21 protein-coding genes and 1 other annotated feature are annotated in these 21,446 nt (G+C 30.9%); all 21 genes read right to left on the reverse strand.

Going from position 1 to position 21,446, the window contains the following annotated elements; genetic code table 11:
• Positions 1-189: 189 nt before the first annotated feature.
• Entirely contained in the window at positions 190-1,629 is a 1,440-nt protein-coding gene (locus BUB36_RS00895; protein WP_334292986.1) for a sigma-54 interaction domain-containing protein, read from the reverse strand.
• Between the two features lie 224 nt (positions 1,630-1,853).
• Complete coding sequence (locus BUB36_RS00900; RefSeq protein ID WP_073146492.1) at positions 1,854-2,279, reverse strand: SoxR reducing system RseC family protein; 426 nt, start codon at positions 2,277-2,279, stop codon at positions 1,854-1,856.
• 17 nt (positions 2,280-2,296) lie between these two features.
• Positions 2,297-2,569 (reverse strand): metal-sensitive transcriptional regulator, encoded by a 273-nt coding sequence (locus BUB36_RS00905; RefSeq protein WP_106406455.1) that lies wholly within the window; start codon positions 2,567-2,569, stop codon positions 2,297-2,299.
• 163 nt (positions 2,570-2,732) lie between these two features.
• Positions 2,733-4,511: an aspartate--tRNA ligase gene (gene aspS, locus BUB36_RS00910; RefSeq protein WP_073146494.1), complete on the reverse strand. Its 1,779-nt coding sequence runs from the start codon at positions 4,509-4,511 to the stop codon at positions 2,733-2,735.
• Between the two features lie 2 nt (positions 4,512-4,513).
• Entirely contained in the window at positions 4,514-5,785 is a 1,272-nt protein-coding gene (hisS, locus tag BUB36_RS00915) for a histidine--tRNA ligase (protein WP_073146495.1), read from the reverse strand.
• A 119-nt stretch (positions 5,786-5,904) separates the two neighbouring features.
• Positions 5,905-6,106: a binding site (T-box leader), on the reverse strand.
• A gap of 90 nt (positions 6,107-6,196) precedes the next feature.
• Positions 6,197-7,675 (reverse strand): coproporphyrinogen dehydrogenase HemZ, encoded by a 1,479-nt coding sequence (gene hemZ / locus BUB36_RS00920; protein ID WP_073146496.1) that lies wholly within the window; start codon positions 7,673-7,675, stop codon positions 6,197-6,199.
• 63 nt (positions 7,676-7,738) lie between these two features.
• Positions 7,739-7,921 carry a hypothetical protein gene (locus tag BUB36_RS00925; protein ID WP_073146497.1) on the reverse strand — a complete coding sequence of 61 codons (183 nt, stop codon included), beginning with the start codon at positions 7,919-7,921 and terminating at the stop codon, positions 7,739-7,741.
• Positions 7,922-7,992: 71 nt separating this feature from the next.
• Positions 7,993-8,613, reverse strand: a complete 621-nt coding sequence (locus BUB36_RS00930) for an MBL fold metallo-hydrolase (protein ID WP_073146498.1) — start codon at positions 8,611-8,613, stop codon at positions 7,993-7,995.
• Positions 8,614-8,625: 12 nt separating this feature from the next.
• Complete coding sequence (dtd, locus tag BUB36_RS00935; RefSeq protein WP_073146499.1) at positions 8,626-9,075, reverse strand: D-aminoacyl-tRNA deacylase; 450 nt, start codon at positions 9,073-9,075, stop codon at positions 8,626-8,628.
• A 16-nt stretch (positions 9,076-9,091) separates the two neighbouring features.
• Positions 9,092-11,260: a RelA/SpoT family protein gene (locus BUB36_RS00940; protein WP_073146526.1), complete on the reverse strand. Its 2,169-nt coding sequence runs from the start codon at positions 11,258-11,260 to the stop codon at positions 9,092-9,094.
• Between the two features lie 311 nt (positions 11,261-11,571).
• Positions 11,572-12,084 (reverse strand): adenine phosphoribosyltransferase, encoded by a 513-nt coding sequence (locus tag BUB36_RS00945; protein ID WP_073146500.1) that lies wholly within the window; start codon positions 12,082-12,084, stop codon positions 11,572-11,574.
• 160 nt (positions 12,085-12,244) lie between these two features.
• The gene (locus tag BUB36_RS00950) at positions 12,245-12,634 is read right to left on the reverse strand and encodes a LapA family protein (RefSeq protein WP_073146501.1); all 390 of its coding nucleotides are present in this window, start codon (positions 12,632-12,634) and stop codon (positions 12,245-12,247) included.
• Between the two features lie 484 nt (positions 12,635-13,118).
• Positions 13,119-13,952 carry an MSCRAMM family protein gene (locus tag BUB36_RS00955; RefSeq protein WP_073146502.1) on the reverse strand — a complete coding sequence of 278 codons (834 nt, stop codon included), beginning with the start codon at positions 13,950-13,952 and terminating at the stop codon, positions 13,119-13,121.
• A 71-nt stretch (positions 13,953-14,023) separates the two neighbouring features.
• Positions 14,024-14,902, reverse strand: coding sequence for an MSCRAMM family protein (locus tag BUB36_RS00960; protein WP_073146503.1), 879 nt, complete (start codon positions 14,900-14,902; stop codon positions 14,024-14,026).
• 14 nt (positions 14,903-14,916) lie between these two features.
• Positions 14,917-15,777, reverse strand: coding sequence for a carboxypeptidase-like regulatory domain-containing protein (locus tag BUB36_RS00965; RefSeq protein ID WP_073146504.1), 861 nt, complete (start codon positions 15,775-15,777; stop codon positions 14,917-14,919).
• Between the two features lie 363 nt (positions 15,778-16,140).
• Entirely contained in the window at positions 16,141-17,001 is an 861-nt protein-coding gene (gene secF / locus BUB36_RS20075) for a protein translocase subunit SecF (protein WP_073146505.1), read from the reverse strand.
• 41 nt (positions 17,002-17,042) lie between these two features.
• Entirely contained in the window at positions 17,043-18,338 is a 1,296-nt protein-coding gene (secD, locus tag BUB36_RS20080; RefSeq protein ID WP_073146506.1) for a protein translocase subunit SecD, read from the reverse strand.
• Between the two features lie 112 nt (positions 18,339-18,450).
• A complete protein-coding gene (locus BUB36_RS00980; protein ID WP_073146507.1) occupies positions 18,451-18,957 on the reverse strand; it encodes a gamma carbonic anhydrase family protein in 507 nt (168 codons plus the stop codon).
• Between the two features lie 26 nt (positions 18,958-18,983).
• The gene (gene scfB / locus BUB36_RS00985) at positions 18,984-20,357 is read right to left on the reverse strand and encodes a thioether cross-link-forming SCIFF peptide maturase (RefSeq protein ID WP_242655692.1); all 1,374 of its coding nucleotides are present in this window, start codon (positions 20,355-20,357) and stop codon (positions 18,984-18,986) included.
• A 140-nt stretch (positions 20,358-20,497) separates the two neighbouring features.
• Positions 20,498-20,638 (reverse strand): six-cysteine ranthipeptide SCIFF, encoded by a 141-nt coding sequence (scfA, locus tag BUB36_RS00990; RefSeq protein ID WP_073146509.1) that lies wholly within the window; start codon positions 20,636-20,638, stop codon positions 20,498-20,500.
• Positions 20,639-20,708: 70 nt separating this feature from the next.
• Complete coding sequence (locus tag BUB36_RS00995; RefSeq protein ID WP_073146510.1) at positions 20,709-21,104, reverse strand: TIGR04086 family membrane protein; 396 nt, start codon at positions 21,102-21,104, stop codon at positions 20,709-20,711.
• Positions 21,105-21,446: the final 342 nt, after the last annotated feature.

Here is a 21,446-nt window from a genome sequence, read left to right on the forward strand (position 1 = left end):
AACACTATTTATTTAACGCAATCATCATGCCAAGCTTTAATTTATACATTTTATTTTTTATCATGGTTTTTGTATAATTATAAATAGATTTAAGGTGTTTTCTGAATATTTATAAAGTTTTTTTATTAAATTATATTATTTAGTTATTGGCAAAAAATAAGAAGCAAAATATTTTGCATAAGCCGCAAATTATTTTGCTTCACATTCAAGTTTATATTTCTTGATTTTATATTGCAAATTTTGTCTAGATATCCCAAGTTCCTTTGATGTTCTAGTAATATTAAATCTATTAGCCTTCAAAAAATTACCAATTATCTTTTTTTCTATGTCCTCTAAATAATCATTAAGATTATTAACATCCTTCAATTCATTTTTAAGTTCATTTTCAATATTTAGAGAAATATTCTGCATCATCAATTCTTCAACATATGGGGGAATATGCTCCTTTTTTATTACATGTTCTTCTAAAACCATATTCATAGAAGACTCAATAAAATTTTGCAGCTCCCGGACATTCCCTGGCCATAGATAATTTAAAAATGCATCAAGTAAATCCTTGGATATCATCCAAACGTCCTTGTTTAGCTTCTGATTGTAATACTTAATAAAATGGTCTATAAGTATTGGTATGTCTTCTTGTCTATTTCTCAAGGGTGGAATCCTAATATTTATTACATTTATCCTATAGTATAAGTCCCTCCTAATATGATTCTGCTCAATTGCTTTTATTGGGTCCACATTAGTAGCAGCAATTATTCTTACATCTATAGGTATATCCTTTGTTCCACCAACTCTCCTGACATAACTTTCCTGTAAAACTCTTAAAAGCTTTGCTTGCAAAGATAAACTCATAGAATTAATCTCATCTAAAAACAAAGTTCCTCCATTTGCTTGTTCAAACAAACCTGGCCTATCAATTGCTCCTGTGAAGCTACCTTTACTAGTTCCAAACAATATTCCTTCTAGTAATGTTTCAGGTAAAGCAGCACAATTTTGTGCAATAAAGGGTTTATTTGCCCTCGAACTCTCATAATGGATACTTTGAGCAAAAAGCTCTTTTCCAGTTCCTGTTTCACCGTATATCAGAACGCTGGAAGAAGTTTTAGATGCTCTTTTAGCAAAGGCTATGGCCTTAATAAAATCTTTATCCTTTCCAATAATGCTATCAAAGGTATAATGATTTTCAACCTTATTTTTCTCTCCATTAGGCTCAATAAGCCTTTGTTGAAGCTCTATGATTTGTTCAGATAGATGGCTTACCTTAGTAATATTTTTAGCGATTTCAATTGCACCTATAATTTTCTTATCTTCAATAATTGGAATAGTAGTATTAATGGTAGATATCTTTTTTCCTTTTAGGTTTAAATAGCTTTGCTTACATTGTTCCAATGTTTTCCCTGAATTTAAAACTTTTAATAATGTGCTGGTTTCTTGATTTAGGCTTGGAAAAACCTCTAGAAGATGTCTTCCTAGTACCTGATCTGCTTCTAATCCTTCGATATCAGCCATAGGTGAATTATATATGATTGTTTTGCCATTTTCATCTATTACATGAATACCTTCTTCAATATGGGGCAAAATATTTTGCACTATATATTCATATATTTTCTTCCTACTCAATAAAATCACCCCAATGTAAAAATATGCAGTAATAAATCTGCACATGTAGATTTATTGTTATATGTTGTATTTTATATGTTGAATGTTTTTACCTCATTCTCTTAGGACTTTAAAAACAAAAATCCCCTATAGATTGAACTTACAACACTCAAATTTATTAAGTCTTGTTAAGCCCTAGAAGCTAATCCTAGTAACCTTCAACCTTTAACCTACAACATTCAACGTCTTTTCCTTTAATCAATAATCTCAGTTATTTCAGATAAATATTTTTTACTTTCTTTGAACTTCTTATCCCTTTTCTTAATATTGAAAAAAGTAATCGTCATAAGGACTAATCCTAAGACAAACGCAAATAATTCGATGTTTTCTTTCATTCCTAGAAGTTCTAATATGAATTTCCCACCAACTATTCCAATAATAAGCATTATAAGTGGTATTCCATAAGCTATAAAGGCAGCAGTGAGTACATCCTGGGTTGTCATATCAACCATTACCTTGTCGCCTATATCAGCCCCAACAGTATTTAACGCTTCTATTTCTATATTCATGTTTTCTTTTCCCATCTGACATGCTCCGCAATCGCCACATGCTGAATGTCTCATCAATTTCACAGTTGCATTTTTTTCATTTACTGCAATTACTTTTCCTTCTCTTTTCATCTTTTCCTCCTGTTTATCTATTTTATAAATTTAATCATTGTATTGATAAGCTCGTCTATTACTTCTTCCTCAGGGTTATTAGCTAGAGAAGTCTTTATGCAGCCCTTTAAATGATTCTCTAAAATTAATCCCCCTACTTTATTTACTGCTGATCTTACCGCTGCTATTTGAATTAAGATATCATTACAATATCTATCATCTTCTATCATTTTTTGAATACCCTTTACTTGTCCTTCAATTTTCTTTAACCTTCTAAGCAACGATTGCTTCTGATCGGAATATGAGTTCACTATATCACCCCATTTCTTATATATCTCTCTTCTGTGTCAGTCCAAGCTGCAATTTACAAGTTCTAAGTTTCGGAATCATTCTTTTAAGTCTTTTTTTCCTATTGATTATGGGAATCCCCATATTTATAGGTTATCACATTTTTCTATAAATATGGGGAAATATTTACTCTTTAATCACTTTAATCTGTAACTCCTCTAATTGGGTTTCATCTGCAATAGATGGAGCTTCTGTTAGAAGACATCTTGCATCTTGAGTTTTTGGAAATGCTATTACATCTCTAATATTTTCAGTACCTGTTAGAATCATGGTAAGTCTATCAAGTCCATAGGCAATTCCTCCATGGGGAGGAGTACCATATTTAAAGGCATCTATTAAGAAACCAAATTTTTCATGCGCTTCTTCTTCTGTAAATCCAAGGGCTTTAAACATTCTTTGTTGCAAGCTTGAATCATGTATTCTAATACTACCTCCACCAACTTCAGAACCGTTTATAACAAGATCGTAGGCTTTAGCCCTTGCTTTAGCTGGGTCAGATTCAAGTATTTCGATATCGTCATCAACGGGAGATGTAAATGGATGATGTTTGGCATAGTATCTATCGTCCTCTTCATCATACTCAAATAATGGAAACTCTGTAACCCATAAAATCTTATATTCTTCTTCATCTATTATATCAAGCTTTTTAGCAATTTCAACTCTTAATGCTCCTAGAGTTGTATTGACAATTGACGTTTTATCTGCAACGAATAAAATCAAGTCCCCTTCTTTAGCTTGCATTTTATCAATAATAGCTTTAGTATCTTCCTCACTAAAGAATTTTGCTATTGGTGAATCTATACCATCATTTGTCAACTTCATCCATGCAAGCCCCTTTGCTCCATAGGTCTTAGCAAGCTTTTCAAGGTTCTTCATACCCTTTTTACTGAAGCTTTCTGCCCCGCCATTAATATTTATGGCTTTCACATCCTTACCATCTTTAACTGTATTTGCAAAAACACCAAAGCCACAGTTCCTTACAATTTCATTTAAATTCTTAAGTTCATATCCAAATCGAAGATCTGGTTTATCTGAACCATATCTTTCCATAGCTTCTTTATAGGTCATTCTCATAAAAGGTGTTTCTATTTCTATTCCTTTAATTTCCTTAAATAATTTTTTAATTAATCCTTCATTTATTGCAAGAACATCTTCTTCATCAACAAAGGACATTTCTATATCTACCTGCGTAAACTCTGGCTGTCTATCAGCCCTTAAATCCTCGTCTCTAAAGCATTTAACAATCTGATAGTACTTATCAAAGCCCGATACCATAAGAAGCTGTTTGAATATTTGAGGCGACTGAGGTAATGCATAAAATTTCCCAGGGTTTACCCTTGATGGAACTAAATAGTCTCTAGCACCTTCAGGGGTAGGCTTTGTAAGTACAGGCGTTTCTAGATCCAAAAATCCATTTTCATCAAGGAAAGATCTAATGGTAGAAGCAATCTTACTCCTAGTTTTGAGGATTTTTTGCATTTTAGGCTTTCTTAAATCTAAATATCTATATTTCAATCTCAATCTCTCACCAGCATCATCCTCATCATTTATATGAATAGGTGGAATTTCTGATTCAGATAATATCTTAAGCTCCTTTGCAAAAACTTCAATTTGTCCCGTTTTCAAATCTGGGTTCATTGATTCTCTTTTTCGAACTTCACCTCTTACAGCTATAACAAACTCTCCTCTTATGCTTTCAGATTTATCAAAGGCTTCCTGAGATACATCCTTATCAAAAACTATCTGAACTAATCCTTCTCTATCTCTTAAATCAACGAATATCAATCCACCTAAGTTTCTTCTTCTTTGAATCCATCCCATCAAAACTACTTCTTTACCTATATCCTCTATTCCTAAAACTCCACACATATGGGTTCTCTTCATTCCACGTAATAACTCCGCCATATCTATACCTCCTGTTTAACTCTTCTAATTATTTCATCTATTATATTATGTAAGCTAACCTCTTCTTGCTCACCAGTATCCATATTTTTTAAAGATACTACATTGTTATCTAGTTCATTATCTCCAATCACGATTGTATATTGACTACCTACTTTATTTGAATATTTAAATTGAGCCTTTGTGCTTCTGCCTAGGTGATCAATGTCTACTGAAACCATATTGTTTCTTAATTCATATGCTATCTTTACTGCTTCTTCATTTGCTCTATCCCCCATTGTTACAATAAACACATCAAGTCCTTTAGGCTTAGGAATCTGTATATTATTGTTTTCTAAAGTAAGAAGCAACCTTTCAATGCCTAATCCAAAGCCTACTCCTGAGGTGGATGGTCCTCCTATTTCTTCTACTAATCCATCATATCTTCCTCCACCACATACGGTGCTTTGAGAACCTATTTCCTTTGATATTATTTCAAAGGCAGTCTTATTATAATAGTCTAGTCCCCTTACTATTTTGGGATTAATTTCAAATTTTAGCCCCATTAAGGTAAGGTATTTTTGAAGCTTTTCAAAATGTTCTCTGCAATCCTCACATATATAGTCAAGAATCAATGGTACATCCTTTAGTTCCTGCTGACACTCTTCCTTTTTACAATCAATTATTCTCATTGGATTTCTCTCATACCTATCTGCACAAGTCTTACATAAATTATCTAATTTCCCATTTAAATATCCTCTCAATACTTCATTATATTTATTTCTGCACTTAGGGCATCCTATACTATTTATCATTAATTCTAAATTATTTAGCCCAAGCTTTTGGAAAAATATCATCGCTATTCCTATTACCTCTGCATCTATAGAAGGCTTTTCTGCACCAAAAACTTCCACACCAAATTGATGAAATGCTCGTAGTCTCCCTGCTTGGGGTCTTTCATATCTAAAACAAGGTGTTATATAAAAGAGCTTAGTAGGCTGACTATCTGCATACAATTTATTTTCTATAAAAGCCCTTACAACGGGAGCTGTACCTTCTGGCTTTAATGTAATATCCCTTCCACCATTATCAGTAAAGGTATACATCTCCTTTTGAACTATATCTGTTGTCTCTCCTACCCCTCTTTTAAACAATTCAGTATGCTCAAACACAGGAGTCCTTATAGCCTTATATCCAAATTTTTCACAAACTTCACTAAACATTTTTTCTACATAATCCCATTTGTACACATCTGATGGCAAAACATCCTTAGTTCCTCTCGGAGCCTTTGTAAGCATTTTATTACCTCCTTAATTTATAGTTGCAGGTTCCATGGTCTAATCTACAAGTTTTAAATTTTATAGCCAAACTTTCAGGTCTTTAAAACTAAAAAACTCTCCTACCTATGACTAATAGTCATAGGGACGAGAGTAAATTTCCCGCGGTGCCACCCTAATTGGTTAAACCCACTTAAACAGTTAACGCCTGTATACGTACTATCTTTAAAATCCGATAGCAAGCTCAGAGGTGTCTTCACTAAACTCAAGATATTAGGTTTTCACTATCCCTAACTCACTGCAATCGTCATTATAGTTACTCTTCCTCTTCATAGCAATCCAATTTAAAGTTTTCATATATTATAAATCACATAAATACATTGTGTCAAGGACAATTGCGTAATAATTTAATCTTAATACTTAGGATTATACTCAATTAATCTGTTTCCTTTTTCTTTCAACCATCTCATCTACTCTTTTTATATATTCTTGAACATTTTTTACATTTGGAATTCTCTCAAGACGATTTTCTCTGGGGAAAGTAATTTTTGATACAGCACCAGCTCCAAGAGCTATGATAGATTGCTTTTCCTCCATTATTTGCATATTATATAAACATTCACATCCAGCTTTACAATATCCTACATTTTCTAAATTACCAACCATATATTTTTGTCTATACATATAATATGGGTAAAGTCCAATTTCATGAGCATAATTTCTTGATAAGTTTAACATTTCCTTAGCTAAAGCTTCCTTGGTCATTTCAAATTCATCTACAGCTTCCTTTAACTTAGAACTCTTCTTAATAGCTAGTGTATGAACCGTAAGGTTTTCAGGGCTAAGTTTTTTAATTATTTCCAAAGTGTTTTTTAATTCTTCTATGCCCTCGTTTGGAAGTCCAATGATTATATCCATATTAATTACTTTAAAACCTACTTCCTTTGCCAAGTAAAAGGCGTTTTCTATCTCCTCCGGAGTATGCTTTCTACCTATAAGTTTAAGGGTCTGGACATTCATTGTTTGAGGATTTATACTGATTCTATCAACACCATTTTTCTTAAGGGTTCTTAGTTTTTCAATATCTATAGTATCTGGTCTGCCTGCCTCAACTGTAAATTCCTTCAGCCTTGACACATCAAATGCTTTAAGAAGATGGTTTATTAGATTATCAAGCTGGAGTGATGATAAGGTAGTAGGCGTTCCCCCACCAATATATACGCTTTCTAACTTCTTATTAGTTTCCTTCAATAGTCCACTAGTTTTTTCTATCTCCTTATATAATGCATCAAGGTAATCCTCTACAATTTTATTTCCTTCTTTAATTGGATTAGATGGAAATGAGCAATATACACATCTTGTTGGACAAAATGGAATACTAATATATAGGCTAACTAAATCTTCATTAATAGGATATATGTATTTCCTTTCACATAGGGCAACATCTGTTACAAGTTTAATTTTTTCATCAGATATCCTATACTCATTCTTTAAGACTTTATTTATCTCATTAACGCTAAAATTTTCATCTAGCAATTCATGGACTATCTTTGTAGGCCTAATCCCCGTTAAAATTCCCCAAGGAAGATTTATATTGCATATTTTGGACAAAGCATCGAATATACTGACTTTAATTCTTCTTTTTAATTCTTTTCTTTCTTGAATATCATTTATACAACTATTCTTTATATAGATTTTTTCATCAATGCTGACTACTTCATTGTCTTTTATGATCCTAGTATAAATAAAATCCTTTTCCTCTCCACCAATTACTTCATTAATTAGTAAATAATCATTATCATAGTTAATATTTTCTTGAATAAATCTAATATTGTCAAAAATCCCAAAGGCTTTTATTAGCTCTCCAATTTCATATCTATAATCATGTCCCTTTAATGTTACATTTATCATAATTTCACCTCTAACCTAGATAAATTCATAGAACCTTTTAGTTGTTCTATGAATTATCTAGGTTTAATAATTTTTATTTATTTCATCTCTAAGAGTGTTTATTTGTTCTTTAGATACACTCAACTCTTTTGCTATTTCGTCAAGCTTATATCCAGCTTCTATAAACTCCATCATATCATCAATATCAATATCAAAAAAATTATTTTTATATTTGTACTTAGAATAATTATTATTTCTTTTATTCATATATAATCCTCCTAAGTAAGATTTAAGAATATTTTGTCCACATACATTAGGAGGTATACATTTGTTTTATATTATCTTAGGAATGGATTAGAAACCCTTTCCTTACCAATCGTTGATTCAGGTCCATGTCCAGGTAACACCTTTGTAGAATCATCATAAATTAATAGTTTATTCTTAATAGACCTTATAATTTTCTCAAAGGAGCCTCCTTCGAAATCTGTTCGTCCAATTGAATTAGCAAATAATGTATCACCAGTAATTAAAATATCCTCTACCTTTATACATATTCCTCCAGGAGTATGACCAGGAGTATGAATAATCTTTAGTTCAAGCTCCCCTAGCTTTATGATATCTCCATCCTTCAATAATTGATCTGCCTTAAATGCCACATCAGGACCGCTCATAATCTTAGATAAATTTTTCTCAGCACTCTTTAATAAATAATCATCATCCCTATGAATTAAAACCTTTGCTCCCGTCTTTTCTTTTATTTCTTGTACTCCACCAATATGATCTCCATGTCCATGGGTTAATATAATATATTCAACCTCAAGAACATTTTTATTTATTTTTTTTAAAATATAGTCGGCATCTCCACCTGGATCAATAACTGCTGCCTTACTGGTCTTTTCACAAGCCATTAAATAGCAATTTGCAGCATATATTCCAGCAGGTATTCTCTCCAAATACATTGTATCAACTCCCTAAAAATTTTTATTACTATCTATTAATATAGTTACAGGTCCATCATTGGATAAGTTAATAACCATATGTTCTCTAAATACTCCTGTCTCTACCTTGATTCCTGTTTTCCTAGTTTCACAAACAAAATCTTCATACAGCTTGTTTGCGATATCTGGTTTAGCAGCCTTCATAAAATTAGGTCTTCTTCCTTTTCTACAATCACCTAATAATGTAAATTGGGAAACAACCAAAATCTCTCCATTTATATCCAAAACTGAAAGATTCAGCTTTTCATTTTCATCTTCAAAAATACGAAGATTAACAATTTTTTCAACCATATATTTTACATCTTCTATAGTATCTCCATCTTCTACTCCCAATAAAACCATTAATCCCTTTGTAATATCTCCAACTTTATTATCATTAACTGTTACATTGGCATTACTAACTCTTTGCACTACTGCTCTCATTTCTTAACCTCCTAATTTAAGATGTGACTCTTTTAACATCAATTACATCTTTAAAAGCTCTAAATTTATTCATAAGCTTGGAAAGCTGTTCAATATCAGAAATTTCAATGGTTAGATTAATAATAGCTAATTTTTCCTTAGTAGTTCTGGCATTAATTGCAGTTACGTGAAATTTTAATTCTGTAATTGTATTAGTCATTTCAGCAAGCAATCCCTTTCGATCACGTGCTACAATTTGAATTTCCGTTGAATATGAAATCTTCTTATCAACATGCCATTCTACGTCAATCAATCTATCATAGGCACTTGGGTCATTTTGTATGTTAGGACAGTCCTTACGATGTATAGTAACACCTCTACCCCTAGTAATATAACCAATAATATCATCTCCTGGCACAGGGCTACAGCATTTAGCAAACCTAACCAAAATATTGTCTATTCCCTTAACCTTAACTCCCTGCTTTATTTTGTTTTTAGTCTTTCTTTTAGAAACATTAGTTTGAGCATTATCTGCTTCTATAACAGGTTTATTTTCTTTATGCTCTTCTTTATATAATTCTTTAAGCTTCGGAATAACCTGATTTAAAGCAATACCACCATATCCAATAGCAGCATAGAGATCATCTATACTATGAAAACGTAATTTCTTCATTACTATGGTTAGCCACTCATTTTTAAGCAATTCCTTTACCACAAACCCTTGTCTTTTAGCTTCTTTTTCTAATAATTCTTTACCCCTTTGAGTATTTTCTTCTCTTCTCTCTTTCTTAAACCATTGTTTTATTTTATTTTTAGCCTGTGTACTTTTAACAAATTTTAACCAGTCTCTACTAGGTCCATTACTATTATTGGAAGTCAATATTTCAACAATATTTCCAGTTTTTAATTTGTAATCTAGGGGAACAATACGACCAAACACTTTTGCTCCAATGCATCTGTTTCCAACTGCCGAGTGAATTTTATATGCAAAATCAACTGGTGTTGACCCCACTGGTAAATCTATTACATCACCCTTTGGAGTAAATACAAAAACTTGATTGGTAAACAGGTCAATCTTTAAAGATTCCATGAATTCTTTAGGATCTTTAAGCTCTCTTTGCCACTCCAATAACTGCCTAAGCCATGTTAACTTTTTATCTATCTCTTCTTCCTCTGTCTTACCCTCTTTATATTTCCAATGAGCTGCAATACCATATTCAGCAATCCTGTGCATTTCTAAGGTTCTTATTTGGATTTCAAATGGTTCTCCCTTAGGGCCTATAACGGTAGTATGCAAAGATTGATACATATTTGCCTTAGGCATGGCTATATAGTCCTTAAATCTTCCTGGTATAGGTTTCCATTTTGTGTGAACTATGCCTAATATGGCATAGCAGTCCTTTACATTATCTACCAATACCCGTATGGCAGTTAAATCAAAAATTTCCTCAAAGCTTTTATTTTGATATACCATTTTCTTATATATACTATAAAAATGCTTTGGTCTACCATATATCTCGTATTCCATATTATGGTTATCAAGATCTTTTTTCAGTTCATTAATAACTGCATTAATATATTCTTCTCTCTCTTTTCTTTTCTTCGCTACTTTTTCAACTAAGTCATAATATCCTTCAGGATCAGTATATCTTAGACAAAGGTCTTCTAACTCCCATTTTATTTTAGAAATCCCTAGCCTATTAGCAATTGGAACATAAATTTCAAGAGTCTCTACGGCCTTCTCTTTCTTTTTGGCCTCATTCATATAGTTGAGTGTTCTCATATTATGCAGCCGATCAACAAGCTTTATAAGTATTACCCTAATGTCCTTTGCCATAGCAAGGAACATTTTTCTAAGGTTTTCAGCCTGCCTTTCTTCCTTTGTTTCATATGTGAACTTTTTAAGTTTAGTAACCCCATCAACTAATAAGGCTATCTCTTCTCCAAATTCTATCTCTATATCATGATAGGTATATTTTGTATCTTCAATAACATCATGTAATAGCCCAGCAATAATAGTACTTTCATCTAGTTCTAACTCTGCTAAAATAAGTGCAACATTGGCTGGATGAGTAAAAAACTTCTCACCTGACTTCCTATATTGACCTTCATGGGCATTTTCAGCAAAATTAAAAGCCTTAATTATTCTAGATAAATCGTAATATGGATTATACTGTTTTATTTTTTCTATGAAATTTTCTAACATCATAATATCATCACCTTCTTCAGCCTCTTGAAGGACTATACAATCAATTAAGAAATCCTAATCTCAAACAATAAAAAATTTGACTTTATTTCTGTTTCTTTGTATAAAGTTATTAATTGAACAAATTGCATAATTATCTTTATAGAACTTAGTCAAGTCAGAATTATGCAATTTACTAAATCAATATGTCAAAAAATAATATTATATGGGAAATTATAATATATTATATAATAAAAAAAACTTTTTTCATAGGTCTTATGGATTGTCTTTTTTTTTGAAATATATAAAAATAGTGAATGGAAAACCATTCACTAATACTTTACTACAGACTTAACATCATAATCCTTTAAAGTATCTCTTCCATTTAAGAAAGACAATTCTATTAAAAATAATACTGAAGCTATTTCCCCGCCTAACTGCTTTACTAAATTAATGGTAGATAATGTCGTTCCTCCCGTGGCCAATAAATCATCCACTATCAGTACCTTCTGTCCAGGCTTAATGGCATCTTTATGAATCTCTAATGCGTCTGTACCATATTCTAATTCATATTCATATTTTACTGTCTCATATGGTAATTTCCCAGGTTTTCTCACTGGAATAAAACCTTTTTTTGTAGCATATGACATTGGAGCCCCAATCAAAAAACCCCTTGCCTCTGGTCCCACAATAATATCAAATTCTTTATCCTTTACCTCTTCTATACATAAATCTATAGCTTTTTTATAAACCTCACCATCTTGAAGCAAAGTAGTAATATCCTTAAAGCTTATTCCTGCTTTAGGAAAATCTTCTATTACTCTAATTTTATCCTTTAAATTCACTTTTAAAACCTCCTTTATCATAAAGTAGCATACCATCTACTGCAAATCAATTACGTCTTATTAATTATATGATAAATTATGCTGTTATTCAACTGATTTTATATATATGTAACTGATAACACTAACATACCCTAATTAATAAAAAAAATAAAAACAAAACTTATTTATTTATTTCATTATTCTTAAAATTTATATTCATTTGTTCTTTTATTGTATCGTTATCAATATTGTCTAAATTATTATTAACATTGCTTCCTTGCCTTATGTCTTCGTATGAATTTTCGAAAGATTTTGGCTCTTGTATTTCCCTTTCAAGCTTTCTTATTTTATTATTTAATTCTCGAATCTTTAAGCTTGATTTAACTTTACTAAATATACCTAGTAGTGCAACAATTATTGCACCAATAGCTGCTGACCCTAAAATAACTATTGCCTGGGAAAATCGGTATTGTTTCCATAATAATTTTATGGTAACTGGATCTGAATTCATAACTGCAAATAGTGAAACAAGGATAGCAAATACCAATGAAAATACAAATAAAATCTGCATAAAATCACTCTCCTCAAAACTCTAATTTATCGAATAATAATTAATATTCAACAAAAAAAAATGTTTTCCTTCAATAATGTTATAACTTATAAGCCTACAACTTTATAGTAATAAAATTTAATATAGGTAAATAACTTCAAGGTTTAATAAATTTCAAAGAAAAATTTAGAAACGTTCATTATTTTCTTTGAAATTTATTTTAATTGTTAATGTTGTTTATCTATAGAATTTACATAGTAAAACTTAATTTATACATGTACAAATATGCAATGTTTCTGGGCATTTTGGACATGTATAAATTAAAGTCTTTACTTAAATTTCTATATAGATATTCCAGTAAAATAGTTAATTTATACACATCAAAACTCCTTAAAAACTTTGGATATTTTGATATGTATAAATTAAGTTTTACTATTGGAAATCTATATAAATAATCTAAATTTTATAATCACACTTTCTAATAGCAATCAATTTCCTTTTTAATTTAAGGTATAGCTCTTACTATATAATTGTCAAAAAGAATATCTGTAAAACAATATCTTCCTTCTTTATCACATACGCTATATGTAACTGGAATATATTTATTATCATTAGTAACTCTATACAATATTACTACAGCATTTGGAATCGGTTTATTATCTTCATCTTTAACCTGCCCAATTATTTTAGTTTTAATATTTCTTTTTAGCTTTATGTTTATATCAAAAATTTTATGTGTTTGTCCAATTTCAATAAATCCATTATAAATTTCAAATTTAGGGTCATTTATAAATATTTCATATATACCTTTTTTTAAATCTATAAAAACAAATTGCCCATAATTATTTGTATTAGTAACCTTATATACTTTCATTTTATTGTTACAAAACCTTCTTAATAAATATATAGTAATCCCTTCTAAAGGATTACTGTCATCGTCTACTAAATGCCCTGAAATCAAGGCATACCTAAACATACTTAGCTCCTTTAAATAAACATTAATATTAATCATTCTTGAGCATATTTTTATAAAATTACTTGTTTTAGTTTTGTAACCTCTTTTTTTTACTACTATCCTCACTCTAGTATTCATTTTAATTCCAAAATAAGCATAAAAACCTTCTTTAGAGCTATATATTGAACCTATTTCTTCATTATTTTCATTCAAAAAACATATAACTGCATCTTCTATTGGTTTTCTATCTTCATTCATTATATTACCATATATAAGTGCATTATTATAGTAAACATTCTTTTCAAGCTCTACATTTAGCACTATTTTACAATGCTCATCTGTAATTCTACCAATTCTTGATTGCCCCAATATATATTTATCCATGCAAATAACCTCGCATATTTTTTGTATAGAATGGGTATATAAATTTTATTATATACCCATCAATAAATAACTTACTCTTCTACTGTCTTATTAGCTTTAATCCTATAATTACCTTCAGGTACTTGCTCAAATAAATATAAACCTTGTGAATTTGTCCATGTAGTCCTGATTGGTATTAATTTTTCTTTTCCTTCTTCATCTTCAGTCACTTCAAAGAGAACAACATAAGCATTTGCAATTGGTAGCCCTTCTTTGTCTTTTATAATACCATTAATAGTTCCTCTCTTGCCTACAGGATCTACAGGCATGCTTAGTATTATATTTCTAACCTGACTTGGTCCATCTATAATGAAAGTAGTGCTGGTGCTTGTATAGCCTAATAATGAACTAGTTATCTTATATATACTTTGTGAAACATCGAAAAAGGCATATTGACCATATTGGTTTGTATGGGTTGTTTTTATTAGTACAGGCTCACTTTCAGAGTTATCATATAATCTTACAGTAGCACCTTCAAGTACTTCTCCATTTACATTCAATACTTCGCCAGCAACCAAGCTATTTGCTGAACCTGGATCAGTCGTCAATACAAAATCTCTTTCTATTTGCTGAGATGCCAACATTGTAAATGCAGTACCTTGTTTCAACTGATAATGTTCTTTAGATGCAAATACTAGATATTGTTCGTTCGCCTTTATTTCAGATATAGAATATTGCCCAGAATCATCAGTAATAGTATGATATTTAGGATTATAATCTGTGTCCGTTATTTTTATAGTTACACCTGGTATCCCATTTCCTTCCGCATCTAAAACTTTACCAAAAACTGTACCAGATTCGCTAATTATATTATCTTCAAGTTCTAAATCTATACGAATTTCCTGCCCTAAATCTACTATAGAACCTGTTTTAGATTGCCCCAATTTATAAAGATCTTTATATTCAGCCATAATATCACCTCACACTATTGTTCTTTATTTGCTTTTACAATATATTTACCCTGTGGAACTTCTCCAAACAGATATGCTCCACCTGATATTGTTCTGGTATACCTTATTGGTGTCAATGTCGGATTCTCAGTATCACCAGTAACTTCATACAGTATAACCACTGCACCTACTACAGGATTCCCTTCTTCATCTTTAATGATACCATTGATAGTGCCTTGAGAAGTAGTAGGAGATATTTCCATGGTTCCAGTAAGATTTATCATTGAACCTGGCTGGGTTACCTGAATTTCTATCTCAGTAGTCTGATATCCTTGTTTGGTTCCTCTTCCAATGTAAGTTCCTAATTCTACCTTCGTAAAAACACATTGTCCATATTCATTAGTAGTTGTTATAGCATAAGGCACTTCGCTGCCTTCTACAATCTTCGATATAGAGGCTGTCACTCCTTCTAGTGGATTTCCTAATTCATCATATATGTGGGCTGTAATAGTAGATAATTCTGCATTAGGATCTGGATGTATTACCTCATCCATAGTTATAGTCTGCCCAGCAACTATTGAAAAAGAAGTAGTTTCATTAAGAAGATATCCTGTCTTAACTGCACTAAATCTAAGCTCAGATGCAGGCGTTATATCAGATATATTATAAAATCCTGTATCATCGGTTAGAGTATGATATAGCGGATTGTTATCATTATCTAGTATTTTAATTAAAGCTCCCGAAACTGCGTTACCATCAGGGTCAGTGATTGTTCCCATAATAGAGCCTGTGTTTAAAAATGGGTCTTTAGATAGCTTTACATCTAATCTGATTTCTTCACCAACTTTTTTTAAATCTCCTTGCTTAGACTGACCAAGTTTATATAAATCACTCATCTATTTTCCTCCTTTTATCCTTAATTTATTTTTCTGCACTATATATTATGAATATGGTTAGATATCGTTACATCAAATTAAAGTATCTTTGAATACTTAATTACCTTTTATTTTTTTGTTATTAATTTCATGAAAAATATTAATAATCACAACTTAAAACTCTAAATATAATGCTTTAATATTAGTTTTTTCAATAATTATATATGCATTTATAATGAATTTGTTACATAGTCTAAGTGCTATTTTGAATAATTTTTATAAATAAATCCTTTAATTAATACATTAATTTAAAAAAACTCCATGAGTTAATTTTCTCATGGAGTTTATAATTGCAAATATCTTTTAAATATATTTGGAAAATATCTACCTTTTCGCCATACTTTTTGATAATGCCCAAACAGGACTGGCTATAAATATAGAGGAATAGGTTCCTGTAAGTACACCCGCAAGAAGAGGCAATGCAAATTCCTTTATTGATTCAACACCAAATATATACAATGAGCCGATTACTAGAAGTGTAGTTACTGATGTATTTATTGATCTAGTTAATGTTTGCTTAATACTGGTATCGGCAATCTCAAAATATGTTTCCCTTTTCCTATACTTTAGATTCTCTCTCAATCTATCGAAAACAACAATTGTATCATTTATTGAGTATCCTACTATTGTTAGGATGGCTGCGATAAATGGACTATTTACTGGAATCTTCAATATAGCATATAATGATAATACTATTAGTGTATCGTGTACAAGAGCTACAATGGCTGCTGCTCCAAACCTAAACTGAAATCTATAGGTAATATATAGAAGCATTCCTACAGATGCTAATAGTATAGAAATCAATGCCTTGTTTCTTATTTCATCTCCCATTGCTGGTCCAAATTGTTGAGCTTGTCTAAAATCACTATCTTCTAAATTATATTTTTGTTTAAAAGCATTAAATATTTCTATCCTCTTTTGATTGGGTAAATCCTTCTTAGTTTTAATAATTACTTCCTTTTTATCTACACCAGCATGTAATATATCTGCTTTCAATTCAAATTTATCTGTTATTTCCTTAATTTCATCTACAGTAAAATCTTGACCAATATTAAATTGCATCAAAGTCCCACCAGTAAAATCTATACCAAAGTTAATGCCAGAAACAATTGCCATAACTAATCCTAAAATCATAACTACTGATGATATACTAAACCATATCTTATAATTCTGTGCAATTTTCATTTTTATTCTCCCTTCTATCAATAACTTGTATAAAAGTTATTCTATGCCCCAAATAGTTTTATGTTTTTAAATATATCCATTTTTACTATCAGTTTTAATAAGAACTTAGTAACAAATACTGCAGTAAACATACTTGCTAGTATACCAATCATAAGGGTAACTGCAAATCCCTTTATCGGTCCAAGTCCAAAATAATACAACACTATTGCGGCTATGAAGGTAGTAATATTAGCATCTAAAATAGTTCTAAGGGCCTTCGAAAAACCTGAATCTATAGAGGAACGTATAGTTTTTCCATTTCTTAATTCTTCCTTTAATCTTTCAAAGATAATAACATTTGCATCAACCGCCATACCTATACCTAAAATCAACCCTGCTACTCCAGGCAAAGTTAATGTTGCATCTAATCCTACCAGTGCAAATACAACTATTAGAATATATATAGCTAGAGCGATATCTGCAACTAATCCAGGTACTCTATAGTATAAAAGCATAAAAAGCAATACAAGTAATATCCCTATCTTAGCAGCATCTAAGCTCGTCTTAAGGGAATCTATACCTAATGTAGGGCCAATTGCAGAGGTTTGTTTCTCTATTAAATCAACAGGTAAAGATCCTCCTCTAATAAGAGCAGCAAGTCTTGATGCCGATTCAGGAGTAAAATTCCCTGATATAATGGCTTTACCATTAGGAATCTCATCATTCACCTTTGGACTAGATATTATTTCGTTATCTAATACAATATGGATTATTTTATCTATATTGTTTATCTTTTTCTCAGGGTTATTGGGGTCTGCAATATAATCAGGTAATATTGCCAATTCTTTTGTAGCAACTTGAAACGCCTTAGTTCCTTGACTATTTAATTCTAAACTAACAACAGGCTCCCCAGTTTCAGGACTAAATCCTAATTTTGCATTTTTTACCTCATTACCCGTAATAACTAATTCACCATTAGATTTAACAAATTTTAGCTGAGCAGTCTTTCCTATGGAGTCTATAGCATCTTGAGCATCCTTAACACCTGGCAGTTCTATTCTTATTCTCTTCTCACCTTCAAGTACTATATTGGGTTCAGTAAGCCCCATGGCATCTATACGCCTTGTTATTACTTCCTTGGTTTGTTCCATAATATCTTTAAGTTCCTTACCCGTTGCATCTGTATCTGCCTCTAGTACTACAAAAGCACCGCCTTTAATATCTAAACCCAGTTTCATAGAATCTTTAACAGATTCAATAGAAAAATCACCAATTTTTAGTCCCATAAAAGCAGTATATATACCTGTTCCTACTATAACTAGAACAAGTAGAAAAATTAAAAAGCTTTTTAATTTCATACCCCTTTTCCTCCTAACTCTTTTCATTATAATGTATCATTCGTATTTAATCATATCTCTTATTTTTTATACTAATTTCTTTAAACCTTTAGCTGGCAATATAAAGATTATTTTATTTACCTTTATAATCCTTAGAACGCTCAACATAATGAACTGCTGATTCTTTTATACTTCTTATTTCTTCTTCAGTTAATTCCCTTACTATTTTACATGGTGAACCTATTACTAATGATCCTTTAGGAATCCTTTTACCTGGTGGAACTAAAGCTCCAGCTCCTATGATCACATCATCCTCGATAATTGCTTTATCTAAGATAATAGCACCCATTCCTACTAAAACATTATTGCCAACAGTACAAGCATGAATAATTACTCCATGTCCTATGGTACAATTATCCCCTATGACTGTAGGTTCATCCTCATTTATATGGATAACACAATTATCCTGAATATTTGTGTTAACTCCTACTTCAATATAGTTTACATCCCCCCTTAAAACACTTCCAAACCAAACATTAGCATTTTCTTTCAGAGTTACTCGTCCTATAATCTGAGCTGTCTCTGATACGTAACAGCTTTCATCAATTTTTGGTTCATAAGCTAGATATTTCAAGATCATAATTTATTACCTCCGTATTTATAATTCTATTCCATATTTAGCTTTTCCTTTATATAGAGAGAACATTCTATCCTCTTTTTTTCCATCTCACAGCCTAGTTCATAGGGAATGTTTATATCGTTATTAAAATTATAGGCATTTGCATGGCATCCACCACTACAATAAAACTTTGCCCAACATTCCTTACATTTCTCTTTATTATAGACATGTGCATTCTTAAAGCTAAGTCCTAATTCTTTATTTTCAATGCCAGTTAATACGTTACCTATTTTAAACTTTTCGTCTCCTACAAATTGATGACAAGGATATATATCCCCCTGTGGGGTTATAGCTAAATATTCCGAGCCAGCACCACATCCAGTTAATCTTTTTATAACACATGGACCTTGCTCTAAATCAATCATAAAGTGGAAAAAGTTAAAACCCTTACCTGATTTTTCTCTACGTATGATTTCCCTAGCCAATTCCTCATAATGCTTAAATATTTCAGGTAAATCTTCCTCCTGAAGTGCATAACTTTCCCCAGGCTTTGCAACGACTGGCTCTATAGAAGTGTTTTTAAAGCCCAAATCAGCTAAATGCAATACATCCTTTGCAAAATCCAGATTGTGTTTTGTAAACGTTCCCCTAACAAAATAACTTTTATCTTTTCTAACTTCAACCATTTTTTTGATCTTAGGAATTATTATATCATATGTTCCTTCACCATTTACTGCATATCTCATTTTATCATTTATTTCTTTTCTTCCATCTATACTTAAAACTATATTATCCATATTTTCATTTATATAATCGATTATTTCATCATTTAGTAATACTGCATTAGTGGTTATAGTAAATCGAAACCTCTTATTTGTTTCCTTCTCTCTTTTTCTGCCATATTCAACTAAAGACTTAACTACATCAAAATTTAACAACGGCTCTCCACCAAAGAAATCTACTTCTAAGTTCCTTCTATTCCCTGAATTTTCAATAAGGAAATCTAAAGCTTTCTTTCCTATATCTTCAGACATTAGGCTTCTATCGCCCCTGAAATCTCCTTGTGAAGCAAAACAATACTCACATCTTATATTACAATCATGGGCAATATGTAGGCATAAAGCCTTTATAACTGGCTTTCTATTGATAAAATCATGATTGTTTATATAGGTATCTTTACTAAACAACATCTCATTATCGATAAGATATTTTATCTCCTGTATGGCATCTTTAATTTCATCTTTTTTATATTTACCTTCTAGTAATTTAATAGTTTCCCCTTCATTCTTTGAAGGATAATGTTCTAAGATATCGTATACTAACTCATCTACAGAATGTACAGCTCCGCTGTTCACATCTAAAACTATTCTTACATCATCTATTTTGAATTTATGAATCATATTTTTCCCCTTCTTTTCCATAATATAAATATCAAAAGCTTCTATTTTCTATTGTATTAAATTTACATTTATTAAGCAAGTATAAAAGTATCTATAATTGTTTAATTATCATACTATTTTTTCACATAGAAAAAGCAGCCTATACGCTGCCTTTTTATGTATTATCTATTCTCACATTCTTGGTTTGCAACCGTACATGAAGTCTTGCAAGCAGATTGACAGGACGTTTGACACTCTCCGCATCCACCCTTTTCTGCAGATTTTTTTAGTGTTCCAGCACTTAATGTTCTTATATGCTTCATTTTTTATTCCTACCTCCTATTTTATCAGTACTACTAAATTATAGCATATAGATGTTACTTATGAAAAGTATTATTTTATATTCACACCTATAATTCCGCCTACTCCTCCCGAAACTATTCCAATAACTGCTTTTAGTACAAGATATTTATCAATCGTAAAATCATCTATAAAAATCCAACTTAAAAATACAATAAATAAAATGTATATAGAGCCAGTAACTAATCCATGCATGAATCCATTCTTTTGAAATACTCTTGCAGATAATAATCCACTAAATGCGATGCTCAATACCATAATAACAAAAGTCATAAATGGAATTATAGACTCTGGCACAGAAGTAAATGTAATTATTGCTGCACTAATTAACATTATAATTAATGTATATACTAGTGCTTTGAAAATACTTCTGAAATAAGTAAGTCTAGGCATTTTTTCCTTATTATTTAAAATTTTAGCTTTAGCCATATCAATACATACCTCCCCCATAATACTTTAGCTCAAATTATTTTTAGAAGAACAGTTTCTTGAATTTTCTACAAACAATTCAGGTTTAATAAAATATATGTGAAGAGAAATTATTTAGAACTAAAATGAGTACAGACAAAACAGACAGAGGTACAGGGACTTGTCTTTTATATTCAGATTCTTCAAATAAAACCACTCTCATAGCAAATGCTTTTCATTATACAACCCAAAAAAATAAATGTCGGGATTCAAAACCCCAACATTTATTTTTTTAATTTTAAATCTTCTAATTTACCATGTTCTCTCAAAAATTAAATCATCAAAGAGATTTTCATATAAATT

Origin of the sequence: Paramaledivibacter caminithermalis DSM 15212 (assembly GCF_900142245.1) — a bacterium.
In the GTDB taxonomy this organism is placed as follows: domain Bacteria; phylum Bacillota; class Clostridia; order Peptostreptococcales; family Caminicellaceae; genus Paramaledivibacter; species Paramaledivibacter caminithermalis.